The organism is Mycobacterium alsense, assembly GCF_002086635.1.
Taxonomy (GTDB): Bacteria; Actinomycetota; Actinomycetes; order Mycobacteriales; family Mycobacteriaceae; genus Mycobacterium; species Mycobacterium alsense.
Map to the genome: position 1 here is coordinate 1 of NZ_MVHD01000068.1, position 21,737 is coordinate 21,737.

A 21,737-nucleotide genomic window follows, 5' to 3' on the forward strand; every position below is an offset into this window, starting at 1 on the left:
GCGTCGAGCTGGTCGACGACGTAGGCGACGTGCAGGCTCGGCTCGTCGCCTTCGATGTCGCCGGACACCATCGTGCATTGGTTGATGAGCGCTGGGGCGACAACATCCAGCGGGGCGAAGGTGTATTCGTCTCTTGCCCAGCCTGCCGCGGTTGTCGAGGTGGTTAAATCAGCCATTTCAGATTGCCTTTCCAGGTGCGCACGGGGAAACCCGCGCGTGAAATTCAACGGGGTTTCGGCTGGGCACCTGGCCGGCTAGCCGTTCCGCACCTGGCGGATAGACACCAATGTTACAGGCGGTACTGACAATCCGTGGTTATTCGCTGCCGTGCGGGCCGAATGCCTCGACCCACTTGTTGCCCTTGGGTGTGGGCGCGCTGGCGCCCGAACGTAGCGAGCCGACGGGCTTGCTCGGTTTGACGGCGACGATGCCGAGTGTTTCCTTGGCGGCCTGCGCGGCCTGCGCGACCTTGGCGGCGTCGGGGACGCCGGTGTCGTCGAGCAGGTCCTCGAGTTTGGCGCCGGACGCCCATAGCGCGGCGGGTTTCATGCCGAGCGCGGTGACGTGGGTGTCGATGGCGGCGCGTTGCATGTTCTCGAGCCGCGTTGCGATGGCGGTGTTTTGGGATTCGGATTCGCGTAGCTTGGTGCGCCACTTGGCTGCCTCGTGATTGGCGTTGGCGTCATCATCTGATTCCTGGTCTGCTGTTGCCACTGATTCATCATCGGAGTCGTTGCCGGCAGGTCGTTTCGGTGGTCGCATCGAGTCTTCGAATTCAGCCTGCGCGGTTGCCGCGACCAGAGTCTGGACCTGTTCGGGGCTAAGCTCGCCGGCGCTCTGGCCGGCGGGTTCCGTGGTGGCTTCGGTTGGTCCTTCGGTCATTTCACTATTCTCCTTGTGTCTTAGTTGTTGTCGGTGTTGTAGCGGCGGCGTAGCTCGTCGAGGTCGGCCAGCATTCCGGCCAGGTGCGCGGCGATGTGCTGGGCGGCCGGCGCTGACAGCACCAGGACAGTGGTGACGCCGGCGCGGTCGGTGGCGCGCAGTTCGATGGCGTCGACGCCGTTTTGGTGGCCGGCGTACACGTACTCCAGGCGGTGCGGAATGACGGTCACGGGCTCTCGTGGCGGCCCTGCGGGCTCAGTGGTGAAGTCGTTCATGCGGCTTGTTCCTGTCAATCGGTTGCGTGGATGGGTTGGCTGAAGTCGCGGGGCGCGTAGGGTCTTCCGTCGCCAGTGTCGACACCGGCGGCTGCGCGCTGGACACAGGGAACACGTCTGACCCGGCCGTCGGGCTTGGTGCACCAGTGGCCTGGTTCGGCCGCGCAGTTCGGGCAGCTGATATCGAGCGCGCCGGTATCGGCGTATGCCTGCCAGATCGGTCGTTTCATGACACCTCCTCGTCGGGAAGCACTCGCCAGGTCCGGTCGTGGCTGCCGGCGCGGTGCCCATCGACGGGTATCGACTCGATACGGGGATGTCTGGTTGCGGCTCGGCAGGCTGTCGCGTCGTCGTAGCCGGCGGCCTTGGCCGCGCGCCGGTAGTCGTCCTGATCGATCGTCGCGGTCCCGGCGGGCAGGCGGTCGAGGTATTGGGCGAAGAAGTCCGGGGCTGAGGTGTAGGTGCTTTGCTGTTGGCCGGTGATTGACCATGTGGCGCCGCGTTTGGTCCGGGCGATCACCTCGACGTCGGGGTTGGACGATGCGGCCATCGATAGGCTGCTCTGGCTGTAGCCCGCAGCCTTGCCGGCCCGGTACACAGCAAACGATTCCGCGGTCGTGTGCCCGGCCGCGCGGAGTTCGGCGATGTGGTTGTTGAACCACTTCTGACACGACAGCTTCGGGCGCTCGGATTGGTGCGACCTGCGGGAATCAAGAGCGGTGATGTTATTCGATTGGTCACCCTGACCAATGTGGTCACCCTCGCTGACGTGCGGATATCGACCCTGACCGGGTTGGTCACCCTGACCACTTCGCAGTAACCGGTACCGCGTGCCGCGATCAACCGCCAACGACTCCACGTACCCATCCGCAGCTAACTCGCTGACGGCCTGGTCGAAGAGGTCACGTTTCTCTCGCTTGCCCAGTCGGCTACGGAGTTCGTTCCCGGCTTGCTCGCCATCGTGGTCGAGCATTCGCACGATGCTGCGTTTGACGCTGTCGAGTAGCCGGCGGTCGTAGACCTCGTCTCCGACGGCCCTGGCGATGGCCCTGGCGCGGACCTTCTCGCGCTCGGCCTTCCGGGCCTCGTTGACGATCCATTCGCGCGTGGCGTCGGAGACGGCCATGACGCCGGCGGACATCTCCCAGTCGGCTTGGGAGACCACGCTGCGGTGGTGCATGATCGCCAGGAGCGCGGCAACCTTGAGACGGGTCAGCATCCAGTGTCCGTCGAGTGGATCAGCTTCCCCGCGCTGGCGCGCGATATGGGCGGCAATGACCGCCTCCGCGATTTCCGGTACCCCGTAGGTAATCTCCACGACACCGTCTTCTCCCGGGCACCAGAGCGGCAATGCGGTATCCAGCGGGTCGGGGTCCGGCGATGCCGTGGCCGGCATACCGGGGTCGGTGGTCGGTGACCACAAAAACCGTTGCGGCGTACCGCCGGTCGTGTCGTTGAATATGACCCCGGTGTGGCCGGGTTGGGCGCCGACCGATAGGCAGCACCGATAGGAGTGGGCCGCGACGACGCGACTGGTGGCCTTCGAGGCGTTGGACTGACCCAGTTGTTCGCCCATCGCCATCGACTTGAGCTGAGCCAACAAGATCGAACCCTGGCGGGCTGCGATGCCGGCCAGCGTGTCGATCTCGGGAATGCTGAAGATCGCCGCAGTGATCGGCTCGTTGTCCGCGTCGGGCTTATCTGGCTTCTTGAATGTGGCGGCGATGCCTTCGCCGCTGCCGATGGGAAGCTCGAGGATCGGGGTTGGCCACGCGAGGCGACCAACCTTGTCGGAGATGCCTTTTCCGCCGCCGGAGGCGCTGACGAAGGCGCACAACAGGTTAAGGCTGGCGCGGCCGCCGATAGTGCCGGGCAGTTGCACGTGCGGCCCGACGCTCGCGGCCACCCGCAGCAGCACGGCGAAGAACACCGCCCACGGCGCCGCATACCGAGCACGGGCCCAGTGGTAGATCTTGGCCAGCTGGTCGCTGCCGGAATCGAGAAAGAATGCCTCGGTGTCGGTCACGCGGGCCTCCTCGGGATGAAGACCGCGTTGCGCCGGCGGATGTCGCGCGCGACGGCTGCCCAGTCCGCGGCTGCCGAAATAGCCTGGGAGGCTTCAGCCAGTGCCGCTTGGGCGGTGTCGACCCGGAGCGCGTGGTGGCGGCCGCCATCCAGTACGGCCGCGAGTTTGGCCGGATGCTCGTCGGGGAGCTGCCGCCAGGCGGGGGAGCCGGCCAATGGCCAGCTCCCCGCCTGGTTGAGCATCGGAACCACGAACACATTGACCGAAAACCAGTCCACCGACCTGGAGTCAAGGTCGTGTTGGGCCATCAGCAGATCCCCTTGGGCGTTCCGGCGATCCGGTCGCCCACCATGAAGTAGTCGAGGGTGGCTTCGTTGACAGCGGCCTCGGCGTTCTCTTCCGGGGTTTGGCACGCCGGGCACAGCAGACCCATGACAACCCCGTACTCGACGACCACGTTCCAGTCGGCCATGGCCGCGAGGCTGCGGCCCCGGCGACCACAGCGGTCACAACGACGCAGCCGCGGGCGGCGCTGGCGCGACTGGCTGCTCACTTCGCACCGCCCTGGATGCTGCGGGCGCTGCCGAGGATGTCGTCGCGCATGTGGTTGAACGCCTCGGTCGCGTGGTCAATCGCTTGATCGAGCGCGCGCCGAAGTTGGTAGGCCTCGGCAATTTTCAGGAAGGCGTCGTGGTCGTAGTCGGACTCGCCGCCATCGAGGTGTACGACGACCGCGGGCACGCTGCCTTCGACGTAGGCCACCCCGGCACCAACCGTGAGCGGCGATTTGTCCTCACTGAGATAGGAGGGGTTGCCGTGGCGGAGCGACGCCGGGGTATAGGTGATACCCGACCAGTGGTCGTCAGCGTTCACGTCGGTTGAGCTGGTGGTGCACCACGCGAACGGGCAATGGCGGCGCTCACGCGTCCAGGTGTCGAGCTCGTCGGCGGCGGCTATCATCGTGGCCGCGACCTCGCGCGCTTGGGAGCTGGACAGGATGTCATACCAGCTCGATTCGACGTGGATACCAGGACCTGACCGTGAAGGCCCCTCGGCGGTATCCAGGCTGCCGTTGGGGAGCTGGACAGCAGAAACCTGGACCCGAACCTGGTCTGTTTTGCGCTCCTGTCCGTAAATGATCCGGTACTCGTTGTCCCATGCCTCCCAGCCGTCCGGGCACGGTGATGCGCCTGGAGGAAGCGGGACGTTGTTGGCCTGTGTCATGATGTGTGTCTCCTGTTCTGTCATGGATGGGTTGGGGCGGTCCCCGCCCGGTGTTCGCGCACCGGGACCTACGGGGGCCGCTTTCTTGTTGGTGGCGGCCATCAGGCAGCGCCGCCGCCGCGGCGGGTTGCGGTTTCCTGCTCGGCGAGCCACCGCTCGATCTCCGACCGCCGGTACACGACACGGCCGCGTGGTCCGACCGTGAAGCTCGCCGGTCCCTGGTTGGTACTTCGCCAGAAGCGCAACGTCCCAGCGTTCAAGAACGGATATCGCTTGACCACCTGCTTCGTGGTCAGCAGCTCGTCACCTGCCATATTTCGATGCTCCAATCTGGTTGGGCTGTTATATCCAGATCAGAGTAACACTGATTTGGTTGGTTTCCGCACTCTAAGTTGGATACAGTTGGCAAGTGTCCGACCGCCCGCCCAGCGAAGCCGCATTCGTTGAGTCACTAAAGAAGCATCGAGATATCGCGCACATGACACAGGCAGAACTAGCCGAACGGATGCGCCGCGGGGGATTTCGGTGGCATCCCGCGACTGTGTACAAGGTTGAGAACGGGGAACGCCAGATCCAGTTGGCCGAGGCCATCGAACTTGCGCGCATCTTTGGGACAGACGTCGAGGCGATGACAGAATCGGACCACGACGCAGCCGAGCTCCGCGGATATCGACGCGACCTTGCTGGACAAAGAGATTCGGCGCTTCATTCGTTATCGATGCTGGAAAACCTGCGCAAAATCCTCGCAGCCGAATTGGCGCGCGTGGACCTAGCCCGTCTTGAAGCTGACGAGGTCGCGCTGTTAAAGGTTGAGGCCAATCCGCCGTCAGAGATTCAAGAGGCACTCGTGAAAGGCCGTGACGGACTGGCGATGTGGTCCAAGCTCACACAAGACATTCAACTTGGCTCTCTCCGACGAAAACTTCAGGAGGGACATTAGCTATGACGCAAATCCGTAATCGCCGCGCCGGTGTGGAGGATCGTTGGTCGAAGACGGTCCGCCTTCCCGATGGCACGATCGAGACTGTGCCTAGCGCCGCCTCCGGCAAGGGAAAGCGTTGGCGGGCAAGGTATGTCGATGAAGATGGCCGCGAGCACGCGAAGGGCTTTGCCCGCAAGTCTGATGCGCAGTCGTGGCTGGATACCGAGATCACGACGAAGTTCGCGACCGGCACCTATGTTGACCCGAAGCTGGGGAAGGTCACGTTCGCGTCGTATTACAACGATTGGTCGTCGCGGCAGGTGTGGGTTTCTGGAACGGCGCATTCGATGGACCTGGCCGCGAACTCGGTGACGTTCGGCAACATCGGCTTGGGCGATATCCGGCCTTCACACGTCGAGTCGTGGGTGAAGGCGATGCAGGACAACGAGCTCGAGCCGACGACGATCCGCACCCGGTTCGCGAATGTGCGCAATGTGTTCCGCGCCGCCGTCCGGGACCGCTTCATGGCCCGAGACATCACCACCGGGATACGCCTGCCACGAGTGCGGAAAGCCTCGGCTGCAATGAGCATTCCGACCGCCCAGGAGGTCGGCGCGGCGATCCGCGCTACCGATGACATTGAGCCTTGGTATGCGGCGTTCATCGCGGTTTGCGCGTTCGCCGGCCTGCGCCGGGGGGAAGCCTCCGCGTTGAAGGTCTCTGATGTCGAGTTCCTGCGCGGGGAGATCCGGGTCCAGCGGCAGGTGCAGTGGACCGATGACGGACGGATGGAGATCCGCGGGCCCAAGTACGGGTCCGAGCGCACGGTGTACGTCCCTGATGGCCTGGTGAAGATTCTGGCCGAGCACGTGCGCCTGTACCGGCCCGGTGATGACCCGGACAGGTGGTTGTTCGAGGGCGCCCGCAACGAGCTGTTGCCGGCGCACGCGGCGACGGTGGCGCGGTGGTGGCGCAAGGTCCGCGAGAAGATCGGCATTGAGTACCGGCTTCACGATCTCCGGCACTTCTACGCCTCGGGTCTGATCGCTGCCGGGTGCGACGTGGTGACGGTGCAGCGCGCCCTCGGGCACTCGTCGGCATCAGTCACGTTGGACACGTACAGCCACCTCTGGCCGGACGCGAACGACCGCACCCGCAACGCCGCCGCGGGACTGGTCGACCAGGCGCTTGGACCTGCTGCGGACGCACTGCGGACGGAAGGCTGAAATATGGCCTCTGATCAGGGCTTGAACGGGTTGACCGCGAACTGGATCACCCGGTAGGGGGCGGTCGCCCGGGTCCGGGTGTCCCACTGGCTGACGAAAATCCGCAGCTCATCGAGGGTGGAACCGGGCGAGATGTAGCCCCCGTACGGCTGGGCGAGCCGGTTGTCGTAGGGCGGCGGCAGGCTCTCCGCCGGGTCGGGCCATTCGTCGTGCTGGACCACGGTCGTCACGGGCGCGGTGCCCAGCGACGTCGGGTCGTCGGCCACCCGGACCTCCATGTTGCCCGTGCTGGCGTTGAAGTACGACAGCACGGCCTTGCCGTCGATCTGCCTGATGCACATCTCGCCGACCTGGTCGGGCCACAGCGGTGTCGGCGGCTTGTTCCACCCGCCGTCGGGGCCCGACGCCCAGCCCTGCCAGCGGGACCGGTCGGTGAAGGCCTGCGGCGTCGCGCGGTAGAGCAGCACCGAATTCCGCCGCGTGAAGCTGTTGGCCACGACGTACACCCAGCCGGTCGGCGAGTCGGGCGTGGGGATCGGGTCGTAGTACCCGCTGATCTGGGTCTGCGAGCCCCCCTGATAGGACGCGTCGCGCCGGGACCCGGGCACGGTCTGCCAGCTGCCGTGTGCCGCCTCGGGGGTGACGAGCCGCGAGCTCAGCGGCTCCAGGTTGTGGGTGGTGGTCACCATCAGGTAGTTGCGCCGGTTGATCTGCACCACCCCGGCCGGCAGCTGCGAGTCTCCCGGCGGCGTGGGGTCGGCCAGCAGCGGCTTGCCGATCCCGGTGACGCCGGTGTAGCGCACCCCGGCGGGGTCGTCGACCGACGCGGTGTCGACGTGCAGGGCGACCGGCGAGTACCAGCCGCCGAAGCCAACGCCCTGGCCGGCGAAGCTGTCGCCGCACACCTGCAGCAGCTCGGTGGGGAACTCGACGAACTCGCACAGGTCGGTCGCCCCGATGCCGTAGTCGCGGGTGGGGGTCCCGGTGCCGGCCGTGGGCCCGATCCGCAGCACCTGACCCGGCGCCAACGGCTGCAGGACGGGTTCGGGGACCGGCGCGGGCGGGTCGGCGTGCGCAAGCCAAACAGACTGTGGCACAAGGGAACACGCCACCAGTGCGGTGTACAACAAGCGGGCGGAGCGGACCCGCGGGATCACAATTCAGGCGCGAGCAGCTCGGCGATCTGGATGGTGTTCAGCGCCGCGCCCTTGCGCAGGTTGTCCCCCGAGACGAACAGCGCCAGGCCGCGTCCGCCCGGCACGCCCGGGTCCTGGCGGATCCGGCCGACCAGCGATTCGTCGACGCCGGCGGCGGCCAGGGGTGTCGGCACGTCGACCACCTTGACGCCCGGGGCGCCGTCGAGGAGCTCCCGGGCGCGCCGCGGCGACAACGGCCGCGCGAACTCGGCGTTGATCGACAGCGAGTGCCCGGTGAACACCGGGACCCGCACGCAGGTGCCGCTCACCAGGAGGTCGGGGATGCCGAGGATCTTGCGGCTCTCAAACCGCAGCTTCTGGTCCTCGTCGGTCTCCCCGGAGCCGTCGTCCACCAGCGAGCCCGCCACCGGCACCACGTTGAACGCGATCGGCGCCAGATAGGTCTTGGGCTCGGGGAACTCGCACGCGCCGCCGTCGTACACCAGTCGCTCGGCGCCGTCCACGACGGCACGCGTCTGGCCGGCCAGCTCCTCGACCCCGGCGAGGCCGCTGCCGGACACCGCCTGGTAGCTCGAGACCACCAGGCGCACCAGTTGCGCCTCGTCGTGCAGCACCTTGAGCACCGGCATGGCGGCCATGGTGGTGCAGTTCGGGTTGGCGATGATGCCCTTCGGCCGGTTGCGCGCGTCGGGGAAGTTCACCTCGGACACCACGAGCGGCACGTCGGGGTCCTTGCGCCAGGCCGAGGAGTTGTCGATCACGGTCACCCCGGCGGCGGCGAAGCGCGGCGCCTGCACCAGCGACATCGTCCTGCCGGCCGAGAACACCGCGATGTCCAGCCCGGTCGGGTCCGCCGTCGCGGCGTCTTCGACCTCGATCTCCTGACCGCGGAAGGTCAGCTTGCGGCCCTGCGAGCGCGCGGAGGCGAAGAACCGCACCTTCAACTCACCACCGGCGGCGGGAAAGTCCCGCTCCTCGAGCAGCGCGCGCATCACCCGGCCCACCTGGCCGGTGGCGCCCACTACACCTAACGCAACCATCTATCTGCCCGTCCCCGCATACACCGTCGCCGACTCGTCCCCGCCGAGCCCGAACGCCTCGTGCAACGCCACGACCGCCTTGTCTAGTTCGGTGTCCCGGCACAGCACCGAGATGCGGATCTCGGAGGTGGAGATGAGTTCGATGTTGACGCCGACCTGCGCCAGCGCCTCACAGAAGGTGGCGGTGACGCCGGGGTGGCTGCGCATGCCCGCCCCGATCAGCGACACCTTGCCGATGTGGTCGTCGTAGAGCAGTTGGGTGAAGCCGATCTCCTCCTGCAGCGCGTCCAGCGTGGCCACCGCGGTGGGTCCGCTGTCGCGCGAGCAGGTGAAGGTGATGTCGGTCTTGCCGTCCTCGACCTTGGACACGTTCTGCAGCACCATGTCGATGTTCACGTCGGCCTCGGCGATGGCCCGGAAGACCTTCGCCGCGTAGCCGGGGATGTCGGGGATCCCGACGACGGTCACCTTGGCCTCGCTGCGGTCGTGTGCGACGCCGGTGAGGATGGGGTCTTCCATGGGCATGTCCTTGATCGATCCCTTGACGACGGTGCCTGGATTGTCCGAGTACGACGACCGGACGTGCACCGGCATGTTGTAGCGGCGAGCGTATTCGACACAGCGCAGCATCAGCACCTTTGCGCCGCAGGCCGCCATCTCGAGCATCTCCTCGAACGTGACGGTGTCCAGCCGGCGCGCGTTGTGCACGATCCTCGGGTCCGCGCTGAAGATGCCGTCGACGTCGGTGTAGATCTCGCAGACGTCGGCGCCAAGCGCCGCCGCCAGGGCGACCGCGGTGGTGTCCGAGCCGCCGCGACCGAGCGTGGTGACGTCGCGGGTGTCCTGGCTGACCCCCTGGAACCCGGCGACCAGCACGATGCGCCCCTCGTGCAGCGCGTCCTTGAGCCGTCCCGGCGTGACCTCGATGATCTTGGCGTTGCCGTGCGTGCCGGTGGTGATCACGCCGGCCTGCGAACCGGTGAACGAGCGCGCCTGTGCGCCAAGCGATTCGATCGCCATGGCCACCAAGGCATTGGAGATGCGTTCGCCGGCCGTCAGCAGCATGTCGAGTTCCCGCGGCGGCGGTGCCGGGCAGACCTGCTGGGCCAGATCCAGCAGGTCGTCGGTGGTGTCGCCCATCGCGGACACGACCACGACGACATCGTGGCCCTGCTTCTTGGTCGCGACGATGCGCTCCGCCACCCGGCGGATGCGGTCGGCGTCTGCCACGGATGATCCGCCGTACTTCTGCACGACGAGCGCCACTGTCTGTTGCTCTTTTCTGTCTCGGATCGGCAGCGCCAATTGCGCGGTGAGTCCACCACAGGATACGTGCCCGCGCATCTCGATTTTCCGGGCGCCACCGCGGCCGCGCCCTCCCGCACACGCGATGCACCCCGGAATTCCCGGCCGAACTTTCGCGCAATTTTCCCTGGCGGCGTCAATCGCGGTAGAGTTCAGGCCGTGCAGTGGGTGCTCCTCCTCGGACGCCGCGACGGGGCCTGATCCAGACCGGCCTCCCGTCGCGGGAGTCGCGATGCGCCGGTCTGAGGTTCCTTCCCAACCCCCGGAGCAACTACCGTGAACAGCATTCCTGAGTCTTTCGGCCCCGACGCCTACACCGAGTCCTTCAAGGCGCGCACCATCGTCAAACCCGCCGGCCCGCCGGGCCCCGGCCAGCCCTCGTGGAACCCGCAGCGCGGGTCGTCGCTGCCCGTGCACCGGTACCGGCCCTTCGCCGAGGAAGTCGAGCCCATCCGGGTCGCCGACCGCACCTGGCCCGACCGGGTCATCACCCGCGCCCCGCTGTGGTGCGCGGTGGACCTGCGGGACGGCAACCAGGCGCTGATCGACCCGATGAGCCCGGCCCGCAAGCGCCGCATGTTCGACCTGCTGGTCCGCATGGGTTACAAGGAGATCGAGGTCGGGTTCCCCTCGGCCAGCCAGACCGACTTCGACTTCGTCCGCGCGATCATCGCCGACGGCGCCATTCCCGACGACGTCACCATCCAGGTGCTGACCCAGTGCCGACCCGAACTCATCGAGCGCACCTTCGAGGCGTGCGACGGCGCGCCGCGGGCCATCGTGCACTTCTACAACTCGACGTCGATCCTGCAGCGCCGCGTGGTGTTCCGCGCCGACCGGGCCGAGGTGCAGGCCATCGCCACCGAGGGCGCGCGCAAGTGCGTCGAGGAGGCCGCGAAGCGCCCCGGCACGCACTGGCGCTTCGAGTACTCGCCGGAGTCCTACACCGGCACCGAACTCGAATACGCCAAGCAGGTGTGCGACGCCGTCGGCGAGATCATCCGGCCCACGCCGGACGACCCGATCATCTTCAACCTGCCCGCCACGGTGGAGATGGCCACGCCAAACGTCTACGCCGATTCCATCGAGTGGATGAGCCGCAACCTGGCCAACCGGGATTCGGTGATCCTGAGCCTGCCCCCGCACAACGCCCGCGGAACCGCCGTTGCCGCAGCCGAATTGGGCTACCAGGCCGGCGCCGACCGGATCGAGGGCTGCCTGTTCGGCAACGGGGAGCGCACCGGCAACGTGTGCCTGGTGACGCTGGGGCTCAACCTGTTCTCGCGCGGCGTGGACCCCCAAATCGACTTCTCCAACATCGACGAGATCCGGCGCACCGTGGAGTACTGCAACCAGCTGCCGGTGCCCGAGCGGCACCCCTACGGCGGGGACCTGGTCTACACGGCGTTCTCCGGCAGCCACCAGGACGCGATCAACAAGGGCCTGGACGCGATGAAGTTCGACGCCGACGCCGCCGACACCGATGTCGAGGACATGCTCTGGCAGGTGCCGTACCTGCCGATCGACCCCAAGGACGTCGGCCGCACCTACGAGGCCGTGATCCGGGTCAACTCACAGTCCGGCAAGGGCGGGGTGGCCTACATCATGAAGACCGACCACGGCCTCGCACTGCCGCGCCGGCTGCAGATCGAGTTCTCCCAGGTGATCCAGAAGATCGCCGAGGGCACCGACGGCGAGGGCGGCGAGGTCTCGCCCAAGGAGATGTGGGACGCGTTCTACGAGGAGTACCTGGCCCCCACGCGGCCGCTGGAGCGCATCAGGCAGCGCGTCGACGCGTCGGAGGACGACACCGGGACGACCACCATCACCGCGACCGTCAAGATCGACGGGGTGGAGACCGAGGTCAGCGGCGCCGGCAACGGCCCGCTCGCCGCGTTCGTCGACGCGCTGGGGCACGTCGGGTTCGAGGTGGCCGTCCTGGATTACTCCGAACACGCGATGAGCGCGGGCGACGACGCGCAGGCCGCGGCCTACGTGGAGGCTTCGGTGTCGATCGCGAGCGCGGCGCAGCCGGGCGAAGCGGGTCGGCACCCATCGGGCCCGGTGTCGATCGCGAGCGCGGCGCAGCCGGGCGAAGCGGGTCGGCACCCATCGGGCCCGGTGTCGATCGCGAGCGCGGCGCAGCCGGGCGAAGCGGGTCGGCACCCATCGGGCCCGGTGTCGATCGCGAGCGCGGCGCAGCCGGGCGAAGCGGGTCGGCACCCATCGGGCCCGGTGTCGATCGCGAGCGCGGCGCAGCCGGGCGAAGCGGGTCGGCACCCATCTAGGTCGGTGTCCGGTAGGACCGTGTGGGGCGTCGGCATTGCGCCGTCGATCACCGCCGCTTCGCTGCGGGCCGTGGTCTCGGCGATCAACCGGGCAGTACGCTAGCCGATCGCAGGCGCGGCACCACCGGGCCTAGGCGTCGAAGTAAGCGCTCCATAGCCTGTCGACCAGCCCCGCCGGGTCCGCATCGGTCGGCATCGTGAGCTTGCTGAACACGTAGCCGTTGAGCAGGCGGCTCAGCTCGTCCATCTGTTGGGCCGTCGGGGCCAGGCCCGCCGCCTCGAAGATGACGGTGGCGGACTTCACCGCGGCGGCCTGTAGCTCGAGCAGGAACGGCTGCAGCCCGGGCCGGCGCGTGCCCTCGAGGAACAACTCGAAGCGAGCCAGCGTGTAACGGCGAAACTGCTCGTCGGGGTCGGAGAGCATCCGCGTCATCAGGGCTTTGAGCCCATCCTTGGTGAGCGACCCGATCGCCGTCCGCAGCGCCTCGACGCGCTGCCAATGCAAATCGACGGTGCGGGCCGCCGTGGCTTCGAGCAGGGCCTGGCGCGTGCGGAAGTAGTTCGACGTGGTGCCGGACGGCAGCTTGGCGACGTCGTCGACGCGGCGGTGCGTCAGACCCCCGAGGCCGGTGTCGGCGAGGATGCCGATCGCGGCGTCGAGGATCTGGACGCGACGTCCGGCGTTGGGGGGCATCAGGCGTCTTTGTAGCGCAGCCGCCAGAACATCGTCAGGAACCCCGGGTAGACCAGGACCAGCAGGAAGTAGCTGAACCACATCGGGAACCAGGTGACGACCGAGGTGTCCATGGCGATGTAGGAGCAGTAGACGTGCAGTGGCACGCTGCCCGCGATGTAGACAACCGATCCGGTGAACAGCGCCCGGTGCGGCTTGTTGGCGAACTGCACACGCCGCCACACGAGGATGCCGGTGATGCCCGCATAGGTCATCGGGATCAGCAGGATCCGGTCGTTCGTCACGTTCATGACGTGTTGCAGGGTGCGGGCGTCCCCGAAGATGGCCCGGTAGAGGTGCATGGCGACGCCGAGCGAAATGGTGAGCATCGCCGCCGGGCGGAAGAAGTAGCCGTGCCGGCGGTAGGCGTCCCACCGGGATCGCTTGGCTACTACATATGTAGTGGTACTCATGCCACCCACGGTACCACTACGCATGTAGTGATGACAAGGGCCCTCAGAACAGGGCGAGCTGCTCGTCCGCCGCGGTGAGGTCGGTGAATTCCTCCATGCTGGTGCCCCCGGCGACCGCGCCGACGCCGTCCATGAACTGCACGTCGGACAGCACGGGCACCCCCAGCCGCAGGGCGTGATAGCCCTTGCCCTGCTCGGGCGCGGCGTCGTTGCAGACCACCAGCGACGTCTCGCCGTCTACGACGTCGCTGTAGGCCAGCCCCGCGTGCAGGATCCGCTCGACGAGTTCCTCGTGGGTGCGCCTGACCTCGGAGGCCAGCGCCACCCGCATGCCCTGGACCAGCGGCCGGCCGCGGACGTAGGGCCCCGGGTTGAGGTAGGGGCACGGCATCCGCGACGCCAGCACCTTCAGGGGGCGCAGCTCGTCGTGGGTCACCCGCCCGTTCGGCCACTGGCGGCGCGTCACCGGATGCACCGGCAGCCAGATGTCGCGTTCGCGCGCCCGAACCAGCGCCGACTCCAGCACCCCGGTGAGCACCAGCGCGTCGTCGAAGGCGTCGTGCGGCCGCTCCTGGACCACGCCCCAGTGCGCGGCGAGCGTCTCGAGCCGCAGGTTGTCGACCCCGAGGTCCAGCCGCCGCGCCAGCTCGACGGTGCACATGACGTCGTCGATGGGCAGCTCGGCCTCGGCGAGCTCGGCCTCCGCGGCCAGGAACGCATAGTCGAAGGCGACGTTGTGGGCCACCAGCGTACGGCCGCGCAGCACCTCGGCCAGGTCGTCGACGATGTCGGCGAACTGCGGCTGGTCCTCGAGCATGGCGGCGGTCAGGCCGTGCACGTGGGTGGGGCCGGGGTCGACGCCGGGATTGAGCAGGCTGACGACGGACCGCTCGACCCGGCCGCCGGCGTCGAGGCCGAGCGCCGCAATGCTGATGATCCGGGCCTGACCTGGGCGAAAGCCCGAGGTCTCGACGTCGATGACGGCCCAACCCGTACCCGGCTCGGTGGCCGGACGACCCCAGGACACCGCGTTCATACGCTGAGGATGGCACGTCGCACCGACATCGCCCCGTCGCTCCGGCGTCGTGTCGGCACTCAGCACATAAACTGCCCGGGTGGTTACCACCCGAGCGCGCCTGGCCCTCGCCGCGGGGGCGGCCGCGCGGTGGGCCTCGCGGGTCACCGGGCGCGGAGCCGGGGCCATGATCGGCGGCCTGGTGGCGATGACGCTGGACCGCTCGGTGCTGCGCCAGCTCGGGGCGGGGCGGCGCACCGTCCTGGTCACGGGCACCAACGGCAAGTCGACGACCACCCGGATGGCGGCGGCCGCGGTCGGCACGCTGGGCCCCGGCATGCCCGTGGCCACCAACGCCGAGGGCGCCAACATGGACGCCGGGCTGGTGGCCGCCCTGGCCGCCGACCGGGACGCTTCGCTGGCGGTCCTGGAGGTCGACGAGATGCACGTGCCGCACGTGGCCGACGCCACCGACCCCAGCGTCGTGGTCCTGCTCAACCTGTCACGGGACCAGCTGGACCGGGTGGGCGAGATCAACGTCATCGAGCGCACGCTGCGGACCGGCTTGGCCCGGCATCCCGCGGCGGTCGTCGTCGCCAACTGCGACGACGTCCTCATGACCTCCGCGGCCTACGACAGCCCCCACGTGGTGTGGGTGGCCGCGGGCGGCGCCTGGGCCAACGACTCGGTCAGCTGCCCGCGCAGCGGCGAGGTCATCGTCCGCGACCGGGGGCACTGGTACTCCACCGGCGCCGATTTCAAGCGACCCAGCCCGCAGTGGTGGTTCGACGACCACACCCTCTATGGGCCCGACGGCCTGGCCCTGCCGATGCGGTTGGCGCTGCCGGGCGCGGTGAACCGCGGCAACGCCGCCCAGGCCGTGGCCGCCGCCGTCGCCCTCGGCGCGGACCCCGCGAAGGCCGTGGCGGCGGTGTCGGGCATCGACGAGGTCGCCGGCCGCTATCGCAGCGTGCGGGTGGGCGAGCACGAGGCGCGAATCCTGTTGGCCAAGAACCCCGCCGGCTGGCAGGAGGCGCTGTCGATGGTGGACCAGCACGCCGCCGGGGTGGTCATCGCGGTGAACGGACAGGTGCCCGACGGCGAGGACCTGTCCTGGCTGTGGGACGTGCGCTTCGAGCACTTCGCGGAGGCCTTCAAAACCACCCCCGTCGTCGCCGCCGGCGAACGCGGCACCGACTTGGCGGTGCGGCTCGGATACGCGGGCGTCGAGCACACCCTGGTGCACGACGCCGCGGCGGCCATCGCGTCGTGCCCGCCCGGGCGGGTGGAGGTGGTCGCCAACTACACCGCGTTCCTTCAGCTGCAGCGCAGGCTGGCGCGCCATGGCTGATTCGACGGTGCGGATCGGGCTGGTGCTGCCCGACGTGATGGGCACCTACGGCGACGGCGGCAACGCCGTCGTGCTGCGCCAGCGGCTGCGCCTGCGGGGCATCGCGGCCGAGATCGTCGAGATCACCCTGGCCGACCCGGTGCCCGAATCGCTGGACCTGTACACGCTGGGCGGGGCCGAGGACTACGCGCAGCGGCTGGCCACCCGGCACCTGATCCGCTACCCCGGCCTGCAGCGCGCCGCCGACCGGGGCGCGCCCGTGCTCGCGATCTGCGCGGCCGTCCAGGTGCTGGGGCACTGGTACGAGACGTCGTCGGGCGAACGCGTCGACGGCGTCGGCATGCTGGACGCGACGACGTCGCCGCAGGACGCGCGCACCATCGGGGAGCTGGTCAGCAAGCCGTTGCCGGCCGGGCTGACCCAGCGGCTCACCGGCTTCGAAAACCACCGGGGCGGCACGGTTTTGGGGGACGCGGCGGCGCCGTTGGGCGCGGTGGTCACGGGCGCGGGCAACCGGGCCGGGGACGGCTTCGACGGCGTGGTGCAGGGCAGTGTGGTCGCGACCTACATGCACGGGCCGTGCCTGGCCCGCAACCCGGAGCTGGCCGACCTGCTGCTGACCAAGGTGGCCGGTGAGCTGGCGCCGCTGGAGCTGCCCGAGGTTGACCTGCTGCGCCGCGAGCGGCTATCGGCTCGCTAGCCGTCAGACCATCGCCCGGCGGCCGGTCAGCGCGCGGCCCAGCGTCAGCTCGTCGGCGAACTCCAGGTCGCCGCCCATCGGCAGCCCGGACGCGATCCGGGTCACGGTCAGGCCGGGGATGTCGCGCAGCATCCGAACCAGGTAGGTGGCCGTCGCCTCGCCCTCGGTGTTGGGATCGGTGGCGATGATGACCTCGGTGATGTCGACGTCGTCGACGCGCTCACCGATGCGGCTCAGCAGCTCGCGGATGCGCAGCTGTTCGGGACCCACGCCGGACAGCGGATCGAGCGCACCGCCCAGCACGTGGTAGCGCCCGCGGAATTCGCGGGTGCGCTCGACGGCCTGGACGTCCTTGGGCTCCTCGACGACGCACACCAGGGACCCGTCCCGGCGCGGATCCGCGCAGATGCGGCACCGCTCGTCGTCGGAGACGTTGCCGCACACCGCGCAGAACCGCACGCCGTCGCGGACCTTCGACAGCACCGCGGTCAGCCGGTCGATCTCCGGCGGTTCGACCGACAACAGGTGAAACGCGATGCGCTGCGCGCTCTTGGGTCCGATGCCCGGCAGCTTGCCGAGCTCGTCGATCAAATCCTGGACGGGTCCCTCGAACATGTCGCAGTGAGGTCTACAGCCCCGGCATCTGAGTGGGCGGCGCGGGCGGCTGGGCGGGTGGGGCGCCCATCCCGCCGGCCAGGGCACCCAGCTGCTCCTGCGCCATCTTGGTGACCTGTGACGACGCGTCGCCCATGGCGCCGACGATCAAGTCCTGCAGCGTCTCGATGTCCCCGGGGTCGACGACCTTGGGGTCGAGCTTCACCGCGACCACCTCGCCGCTGCCCTTGACGACGACCTCGACCAGGCCGCCGCCCGCCTGGCCGCGAACCTCGGCGTTGGCGAGCTGGCGCTGGGCCTCGAGGAGCTTTTGCTGCATCTGCTGCGCCTGGGCGAGCAGGGCCGACATGTCGCCTCCGGGTTGCATGACAATCCCCTTGCATCTCGGTCTCGAGTTGGTTTCGCCTGCGGGTGCCGGGCGATTCGAAACCCCCAGCGTAGACGCGCGACGTTACCTTTGCGCCGTGGACCTACGAGTGAGCACGCGTGTCGGAATCAAATCGGTGGTCGGCGTGCTGGTCGCCGCCGCCGCGGCAATCATGCCGGTGGCGAACGCGGTGCCGTCCAATATCGCCGGCATGGTCGTCTTCATCGACCCCGGCCACAACGGCGCGAACGACGCCTCCATCAACCGCCAGGTGCCCACCGGGCGCGGCGGCACCAAGGACTGCCAGGCCAGCGGGACGGCCACCAACAGCGGATACTCCGAGCACACGTTCACCTGGGACACCGCGCTGCGGGTGCGCGCCGAGCTGAACGCCCTGGGCGTGCGCACCGCCCTGTCGCGCGGCAACGACACCGGGCTGGGGCCGTGCGTCGACGCGCGCGCCAACGCCGCCAACGCGATGCGCCCCAACGCGATCCTTTCCATCCACGCCGACGGCGGCCCGCCGTCGGGTCGGGGATTTCACGTCAACTACTCGGCGCCGCCCCTCAACCAGGCGCAGGCCGGGCCCTCGGTGCAGTACGCCCGGATCATGCGTGACCAGATGCGGGCGTCGGGCATTCCGCCGGCCAACTACATCGGCCAGGACGGCCTGTATGGGCGGTCGGACCTGGCCGGCCTGAACCTGGCGCAGTACCCATCGGTCCTCGTCGAGTGCGGCAACATGAAGAATCCCGTGGACTCGGCGCTGATGGAATCGCCCGAGGGCCGACAGAAATACGCCGACGCGCTCGTCCGCGGCGTCGCGGGCTTCCTGGCCACCCAGGGCCAGGCGCGCTAGCCGGGCTGGCCCTCCAGTTCGTTCTTCAGGTTGGCCAACACCTCGGACTGAATCCTCTTCAGCCCCAAGGGCGCAAAGGTCTTTTCGAAGAAGCCCTTGACGCCGCCCGCGCCGGTCCACGTTGTCTTCACCGTGACGCTGGAGCCAGGTCCGGCCGGCGCCACCGTCCAGTTGGTGACCATGGACGAGTTCGCGTCCTTCTCGATGACGGTGTGGCCGGCGACGTCGACGTCGACCTGCACGTCGCGCACCCGTGACTTGGTGGCCTGCAGCTTCCACCTGGCGACCGTGCCGGCCCCCTGCCCGCCCTGCACCACCTGGTACTCGCTGGAGTGCGGGGACAGGATCTTCGGGCGCACCGTCTGATAGTCCGCGACCGCGGCGAGGGTGGCCTCGGGCTCCGCATTGATCAAGATCGTGCTGGCTGCGCTCACCTGGCCCATCGCGCGCGTCTCCCTCGCTTGGATGTCTTCCGATGTTCTTGTGCCGGCGCCCGCGCGCGGGTGCACGGGTGGTGTCCGGAGACTAGGGTATATGTGGTGCCTGTCCCTGGATCCGCACTGTCCGCGCACGCAGCGGGCGTCGACCGGTTGATGGCGAGCTATCGATCCATCCCGGCAACGTCCGCCGTCCGTCTCACCAAGCCCACCTCAAATCTGTTCCGCGCCCGCACCAAACACGATGCCCGGGGGCTGGATACCTCCGGACTGACCGGCGTTCTCTCGGTCGACCCCGAGGCGCGCACCGCCGACGTGGCCGGCATGTGCACCTACGAGGACCTGGTCGCCGCGACCCTGCCCTACAGCCTGTCGCCGCTGGTGGTCCCGCAGCTGAAGACCATCACGCTCGGCGGTGCGGTCAGCGGGCTGGGCATCGAGTCGGCGTCGTTCCGCAACGGCCTGCCCCACGAATCGGTGCTGGAGATGGATATCCTCACCGGTGCGGGGGAACTGCTCACCACATCGCGCACCCGGCACCCCGACCTGTTCCGCGCGTTTCCCAATTCGTATGGGACCCTGGGGTATTCGACGCGGCTTCGGATCGAGCTGGAGCCCGTCGCACCGTTTGTGGCGCTGCGGCACATCCGATTCCGTTCGCTGGCCGACCTGGTCGCGGCGGCCGAACGCATCATCGATACCGGTGGACTGGGCGGCGCCCCGGTGGACTACCTGGACGGCGTGGTGTTCAGCGCCGACGAAAGCTACCTGTGCGTGGGCCGGCGGACCACCACCCCCGGCCCGGTCAGCGACTACACCGGCAAAAACATTTACTACCAATCCATTCGGCACGACGCCGCCGGGCCGAAAGCCACGGAAGCCACCAAGGACGATCGGCTGACCATCCACGACTACTTCTGGCGCTGGGACACCGACTGGTTTTGGTGCTCGCGCGCGTTCGGCGCGCAGAACCCGCGCGTGCGGCGTTGGTGGCCGCGCCGCTACCGGCGCAGCAGCGTCTACTGGAAACTCGTCGCGCTGGACCAGCGTTTCGGCATCGCCGACCGGATCGAGACGCGCCGGGGCCGCCCGCCCCGCGAGCGCGTGGTGCAGGACATCGAGGTGCCGATCCAACGGACCCGCGCATTCCTGGAGTGGTTCCTGGAAAACGTGCCCATCACGCCGATCTGGTTGTGCCCGTTGCGGCTGCGCGACCGCGACGGATGGCCGCTGTATCCGATGCGCCCGGATCACACCTACGTCAATATCGGCTTCTGGTCCTCGGTGCCCGCGGGCGCGACACCGGGCGGCACGAACCGGCTGATCGAGGCGAAGGTGAGCGAGCTCGACGGGCACAAGTCGCTGTACTCCGATTCGTTCTATACCCGCGAGGAGTTTGACGAGCTCTACGGCGGGGAGGCTTACAAAACCGTCAAGAAGACCTACGATCCGGATTCTCGTCTCCTCGACCTCTACGCGAAGGCGGTGCAACGACGATGACGACCACGCGGCAACCCCATCACACCAGTGCGCGCCCCGGCGGCAAGCTGAGCATGGCGGAGATCCTGGAGGTCTTCGCCGCAACCGGGCGCCACCCCCTGAAGTTCACCGCGTACGACGGCAGCTGTGCCGGTAGCGAGGACGCCGAGCTGGGTCTGGACCTGCGCAGTCCCCGGGGCGCCACCTACCTGGCGACGGCCCCGGGCGAACTCGGGCTCGCCCGCGCGTACGTGTCCGGTGAACTGCAGACGTACGGTGTCCACCCCGGCGACCCGTACCCGTTGCTCAAGACCCTGACCGACCGGGTCGAATTCAGGCGGCCCTCGGCGCGGGTGCTGGCCAACGTCGTCCGTTCCATCGGCGTCGAGCACCTGTTGCCCGTCGCCCCGCCCCCCGAGGAGGCACCGCCGCGGTGGCGGCGCGTCGCCGCCGGCGTCGTGCACAGCAAGACCCGCGACGCCGAGGCCATCCACCACCACTACGACGTCTCGAACACCTTTTACGAATGGGTGCTGGGCCCGTCGATGACCTACACCTGCGCGGTCTATCCCGACGCCGACGCGACGCTGGAGCAGGCCCAGGAGTACAAGTACCGGTTGGTCTTCGACAAGCTGCGGCTGCAGCCGGGCGACCGGCTGCTCGACGTCGGCTGCGGCTGGGGCGGCATGGTGCGTTACGCGGCGCGGCGCGGGGTCCGCGCGATCGGCGCCACCCTGTCGGCCGAGCAGGCGGCCTGGGCGCAACGGGCGATCGAGAACGACGGGTTGACGGCCCTTGCCGAGGTCCGGCATTCCGACTACCGGGACATCGCCGAGACCGCCTTCGACGCCGTCTCCTCGATCGGCCTGACCGAGCACATCGGGGTCAAGAATTACCCGGATTACTTCGGCTTCCTGAAGTCCAAGCTGCGCACCGGCGGGCTGCTGCTCAATCACTGCATCACCCGCCACGACAACCGCTCGAGCCCCTTCGCCGGCGGCTTCACCGACCGCTACGTCTTCCCGGACGGGGAGCTGACCGGCTCGGGCCGCATCGTCAGCGACATCCAGGACGCCGGCTTCGAGGTGCTGCACACCGAGAACTTCCGCCACCACTACGCGATGACGCTGCGCGACTGGTGCCGCAACCTGGTCGAACACTGGGACGAGGCGGTCGCCGAGGTCGGCTTGGCCACGGCCAAGGTGTGGGGCCTGTACATGGCGGCCTCGCGGGTGGCCTTCGAGCGGAATAACCTGCAGCTGCATCACGTGCTGGCGGCGAAGGTGGACGCCAGCGGCGACGACCGCCTGCCGCTGCGGCCATGGTGGACTCCTTAGGCCGGCCGTCAGCCTCCGTCGATTCGGCGCGCGCCCAGCTCGTTCTGCAGCAGCTCGAGTGCGACCTCCTCGGGATCGCGCCGCGG

The 21,737-nt window shown here is 68.5% G+C and carries 25 protein-coding genes; 8 read left to right on the top strand and 17 right to left on the bottom strand.

Features of this window, described 5'->3' with window-relative positions; all coding sequences use genetic code 11:
* Positions 1 to 315: 315 nt before the first annotated feature.
* The 7 genes from BST11_RS24285 to BST11_RS24310 form a co-directional block, all read right to left on the bottom strand.
* Positions 316 to 714 (bottom strand): hypothetical protein, encoded by a 399-nt coding sequence (locus tag BST11_RS24285; protein WP_142276532.1) that lies wholly within the window; start codon positions 712 to 714, stop codon positions 316 to 318.
* A gap of 188 nt (positions 715 to 902) precedes the next feature.
* Positions 903 to 1,112 carry a hypothetical protein gene (locus BST11_RS24290; protein ID WP_142276533.1) on the bottom strand — a complete coding sequence of 70 codons (210 nt, stop codon included), beginning with the start codon at positions 1,110 to 1,112 and terminating at the stop codon, positions 903 to 905.
* Positions 1,113 to 1,383: 271 nt separating this feature from the next.
* Entirely contained in the window at positions 1,384 to 3,183 is a 1,800-nt protein-coding gene (locus BST11_RS24295) for a hypothetical protein (RefSeq protein WP_083140799.1), read from the bottom strand.
* Positions 3,180 to 3,491: a DUF2742 domain-containing protein gene (locus BST11_RS24300; RefSeq protein WP_211284777.1), complete on the bottom strand. Its 312-nt coding sequence runs from the start codon at positions 3,489 to 3,491 to the stop codon at positions 3,180 to 3,182. Before BST11_RS24300 ends, BST11_RS24295 begins: the two co-directional genes overlap by 4 nt.
* A complete protein-coding gene (locus tag BST11_RS28035; protein WP_169834957.1) occupies positions 3,491 to 3,655 on the bottom strand; it encodes a hypothetical protein in 165 nt (54 codons plus the stop codon). Before BST11_RS28035 ends, BST11_RS24300 begins: the two co-directional genes overlap by 1 nt.
* Positions 3,656 to 3,732: 77 nt before the next feature.
* The gene (locus tag BST11_RS27310; protein WP_142276535.1) at positions 3,733 to 4,407 is read right to left on the bottom strand and encodes a hypothetical protein; all 675 of its coding nucleotides are present in this window, start codon (positions 4,405 to 4,407) and stop codon (positions 3,733 to 3,735) included.
* 101 nt (positions 4,408 to 4,508) lie between these two features.
* Positions 4,509 to 4,721, bottom strand: coding sequence for a helix-turn-helix transcriptional regulator (locus BST11_RS24310; protein WP_083140801.1), 213 nt, complete (start codon positions 4,719 to 4,721; stop codon positions 4,509 to 4,511).
* A gap of 95 nt (positions 4,722 to 4,816) precedes the next feature.
* On the opposite strand from BST11_RS24310, the gene BST11_RS24315 reads away from it, so the two are divergent.
* Entirely contained in the window at positions 4,817 to 5,347 is a 531-nt protein-coding gene (locus BST11_RS24315; RefSeq protein WP_142276536.1) for a helix-turn-helix transcriptional regulator, read from the top strand.
* Between the two features lie 2 nt (positions 5,348 to 5,349).
* The gene (locus tag BST11_RS24320) at positions 5,350 to 6,555 is read left to right on the top strand and encodes a tyrosine-type recombinase/integrase (RefSeq protein ID WP_083140803.1); all 1,206 of its coding nucleotides are present in this window, start codon (positions 5,350 to 5,352) and stop codon (positions 6,553 to 6,555) included.
* A gap of 14 nt (positions 6,556 to 6,569) precedes the next feature.
* On the opposite strand, the gene BST11_RS24325 is transcribed toward BST11_RS24320, so the two are convergent.
* From BST11_RS24325 to BST11_RS24335, 3 genes are read right to left on the bottom strand one after another with little or no spacing between them, the layout of a single operon-like run.
* On the bottom strand, positions 6,570 to 7,682 hold the full coding sequence (locus tag BST11_RS24325; RefSeq protein ID WP_276033893.1) for a DUF4185 domain-containing protein: 1,113 nt from the start codon (positions 7,680 to 7,682) through the stop codon (positions 6,570 to 6,572).
* Between the two features lie 26 nt (positions 7,683 to 7,708).
* Entirely contained in the window at positions 7,709 to 8,752 is a 1,044-nt protein-coding gene (locus BST11_RS24330; protein ID WP_083140805.1) for an aspartate-semialdehyde dehydrogenase, read from the bottom strand.
* Positions 8,753 to 10,018 carry an aspartate kinase gene (locus BST11_RS24335; RefSeq protein ID WP_083140806.1) on the bottom strand — a complete coding sequence of 422 codons (1,266 nt, stop codon included), beginning with the start codon at positions 10,016 to 10,018 and terminating at the stop codon, positions 8,753 to 8,755. It lies immediately after the preceding gene.
* Positions 10,019 to 10,342: 324 nt separating this feature from the next.
* Here BST11_RS24335 and leuA point away from each other — a divergent pair, with 324 nt between their 5' ends.
* Complete coding sequence (gene leuA / locus BST11_RS24340; protein WP_142276538.1) at positions 10,343 to 12,448, top strand: 2-isopropylmalate synthase; 2,106 nt, start codon at positions 10,343 to 10,345, stop codon at positions 12,446 to 12,448.
* A gap of 27 nt (positions 12,449 to 12,475) precedes the next feature.
* On the opposite strand, the gene BST11_RS24345 is transcribed toward leuA, so the two are convergent.
* Genes BST11_RS24345 through BST11_RS24355 form a run of 3 tightly spaced genes read right to left on the bottom strand, consistent with a single transcriptional unit; the run spans position 12,476 to position 14,527 of the window.
* A complete protein-coding gene (locus BST11_RS24345; RefSeq protein ID WP_083140807.1) occupies positions 12,476 to 13,039 on the bottom strand; it encodes a TetR/AcrR family transcriptional regulator in 564 nt (187 codons plus the stop codon).
* Complete coding sequence (locus BST11_RS24350; protein WP_083140808.1) at positions 13,039 to 13,491, bottom strand: hypothetical protein; 453 nt, start codon at positions 13,489 to 13,491, stop codon at positions 13,039 to 13,041. The genes BST11_RS24345 and BST11_RS24350 overlap by 1 nt, the downstream gene beginning before the upstream one ends.
* A gap of 43 nt (positions 13,492 to 13,534) precedes the next feature.
* Positions 13,535 to 14,527: a DEDDh family exonuclease gene (locus BST11_RS24355; RefSeq protein ID WP_083140809.1), complete on the bottom strand. Its 993-nt coding sequence runs from the start codon at positions 14,525 to 14,527 to the stop codon at positions 13,535 to 13,537.
* 79 nt (positions 14,528 to 14,606) lie between these two features.
* Here BST11_RS24355 and BST11_RS24360 point away from each other — a divergent pair, with 79 nt between their 5' ends.
* Together BST11_RS24360 and BST11_RS24365 are read left to right on the top strand one after the other, a co-directional pair.
* Positions 14,607 to 15,857, top strand: a complete 1,251-nt coding sequence (locus BST11_RS24360; RefSeq protein WP_083140810.1) for a Mur ligase family protein — start codon at positions 14,607 to 14,609, stop codon at positions 15,855 to 15,857.
* Positions 15,850 to 16,557, top strand: coding sequence for a type 1 glutamine amidotransferase (locus BST11_RS24365; RefSeq protein ID WP_083140811.1), 708 nt, complete (start codon positions 15,850 to 15,852; stop codon positions 16,555 to 16,557). The genes BST11_RS24360 and BST11_RS24365 overlap by 8 nt, the downstream gene beginning before the upstream one ends.
* Before the next feature lie 3 nt (positions 16,558 to 16,560).
* On the opposite strand, the gene recR is transcribed toward BST11_RS24365, so the two are convergent.
* Both recR and BST11_RS24375 read right to left on the bottom strand, forming a co-directional pair.
* Positions 16,561 to 17,172, bottom strand: a complete 612-nt coding sequence (gene recR, locus BST11_RS24370; RefSeq protein ID WP_067326711.1) for a recombination mediator RecR — start codon at positions 17,170 to 17,172, stop codon at positions 16,561 to 16,563.
* Between the two features lie 13 nt (positions 17,173 to 17,185).
* On the bottom strand, positions 17,186 to 17,539 hold the full coding sequence (locus tag BST11_RS24375; RefSeq protein ID WP_067326714.1) for a YbaB/EbfC family nucleoid-associated protein: 354 nt from the start codon (positions 17,537 to 17,539) through the stop codon (positions 17,186 to 17,188).
* Positions 17,540 to 17,636: 97 nt separating this feature from the next.
* Here BST11_RS24375 and BST11_RS24380 point away from each other — a divergent pair, with 97 nt between their 5' ends.
* On the top strand, positions 17,637 to 18,398 hold the full coding sequence (locus tag BST11_RS24380) for an Rv3717 family N-acetylmuramoyl-L-alanine amidase (RefSeq protein ID WP_211284778.1): 762 nt from the start codon (positions 17,637 to 17,639) through the stop codon (positions 18,396 to 18,398).
* On the opposite strand, the gene BST11_RS24385 is transcribed toward BST11_RS24380, so the two are convergent.
* On the bottom strand, positions 18,395 to 18,841 hold the full coding sequence (locus tag BST11_RS24385) for an SRPBCC family protein (protein ID WP_083140813.1): 447 nt from the start codon (positions 18,839 to 18,841) through the stop codon (positions 18,395 to 18,397). The genes BST11_RS24380 and BST11_RS24385 overlap by 4 nt on opposite strands.
* Before the next feature lie 93 nt (positions 18,842 to 18,934).
* Between BST11_RS24385 and BST11_RS24390 the strand changes: the two genes are divergently transcribed.
* On the top strand, positions 18,935 to 20,335 hold the full coding sequence (locus BST11_RS24390) for an FAD-binding oxidoreductase (RefSeq protein ID WP_083140814.1): 1,401 nt from the start codon (positions 18,935 to 18,937) through the stop codon (positions 20,333 to 20,335).
* On the top strand, positions 20,332 to 21,651 hold the full coding sequence (locus BST11_RS24395) for a class I SAM-dependent methyltransferase (protein ID WP_211284779.1): 1,320 nt from the start codon (positions 20,332 to 20,334) through the stop codon (positions 21,649 to 21,651). Before BST11_RS24390 ends, BST11_RS24395 begins: the two co-directional genes overlap by 4 nt.
* Before the next feature lie 8 nt (positions 21,652 to 21,659).
* Here the strand turns inward: BST11_RS24395 and BST11_RS29320 are convergent.
* On the bottom strand, positions 21,660 to 21,737 hold a 78-nt coding region (locus BST11_RS29320), incomplete at its 5' end, for a hypothetical protein (RefSeq protein ID WP_425320604.1).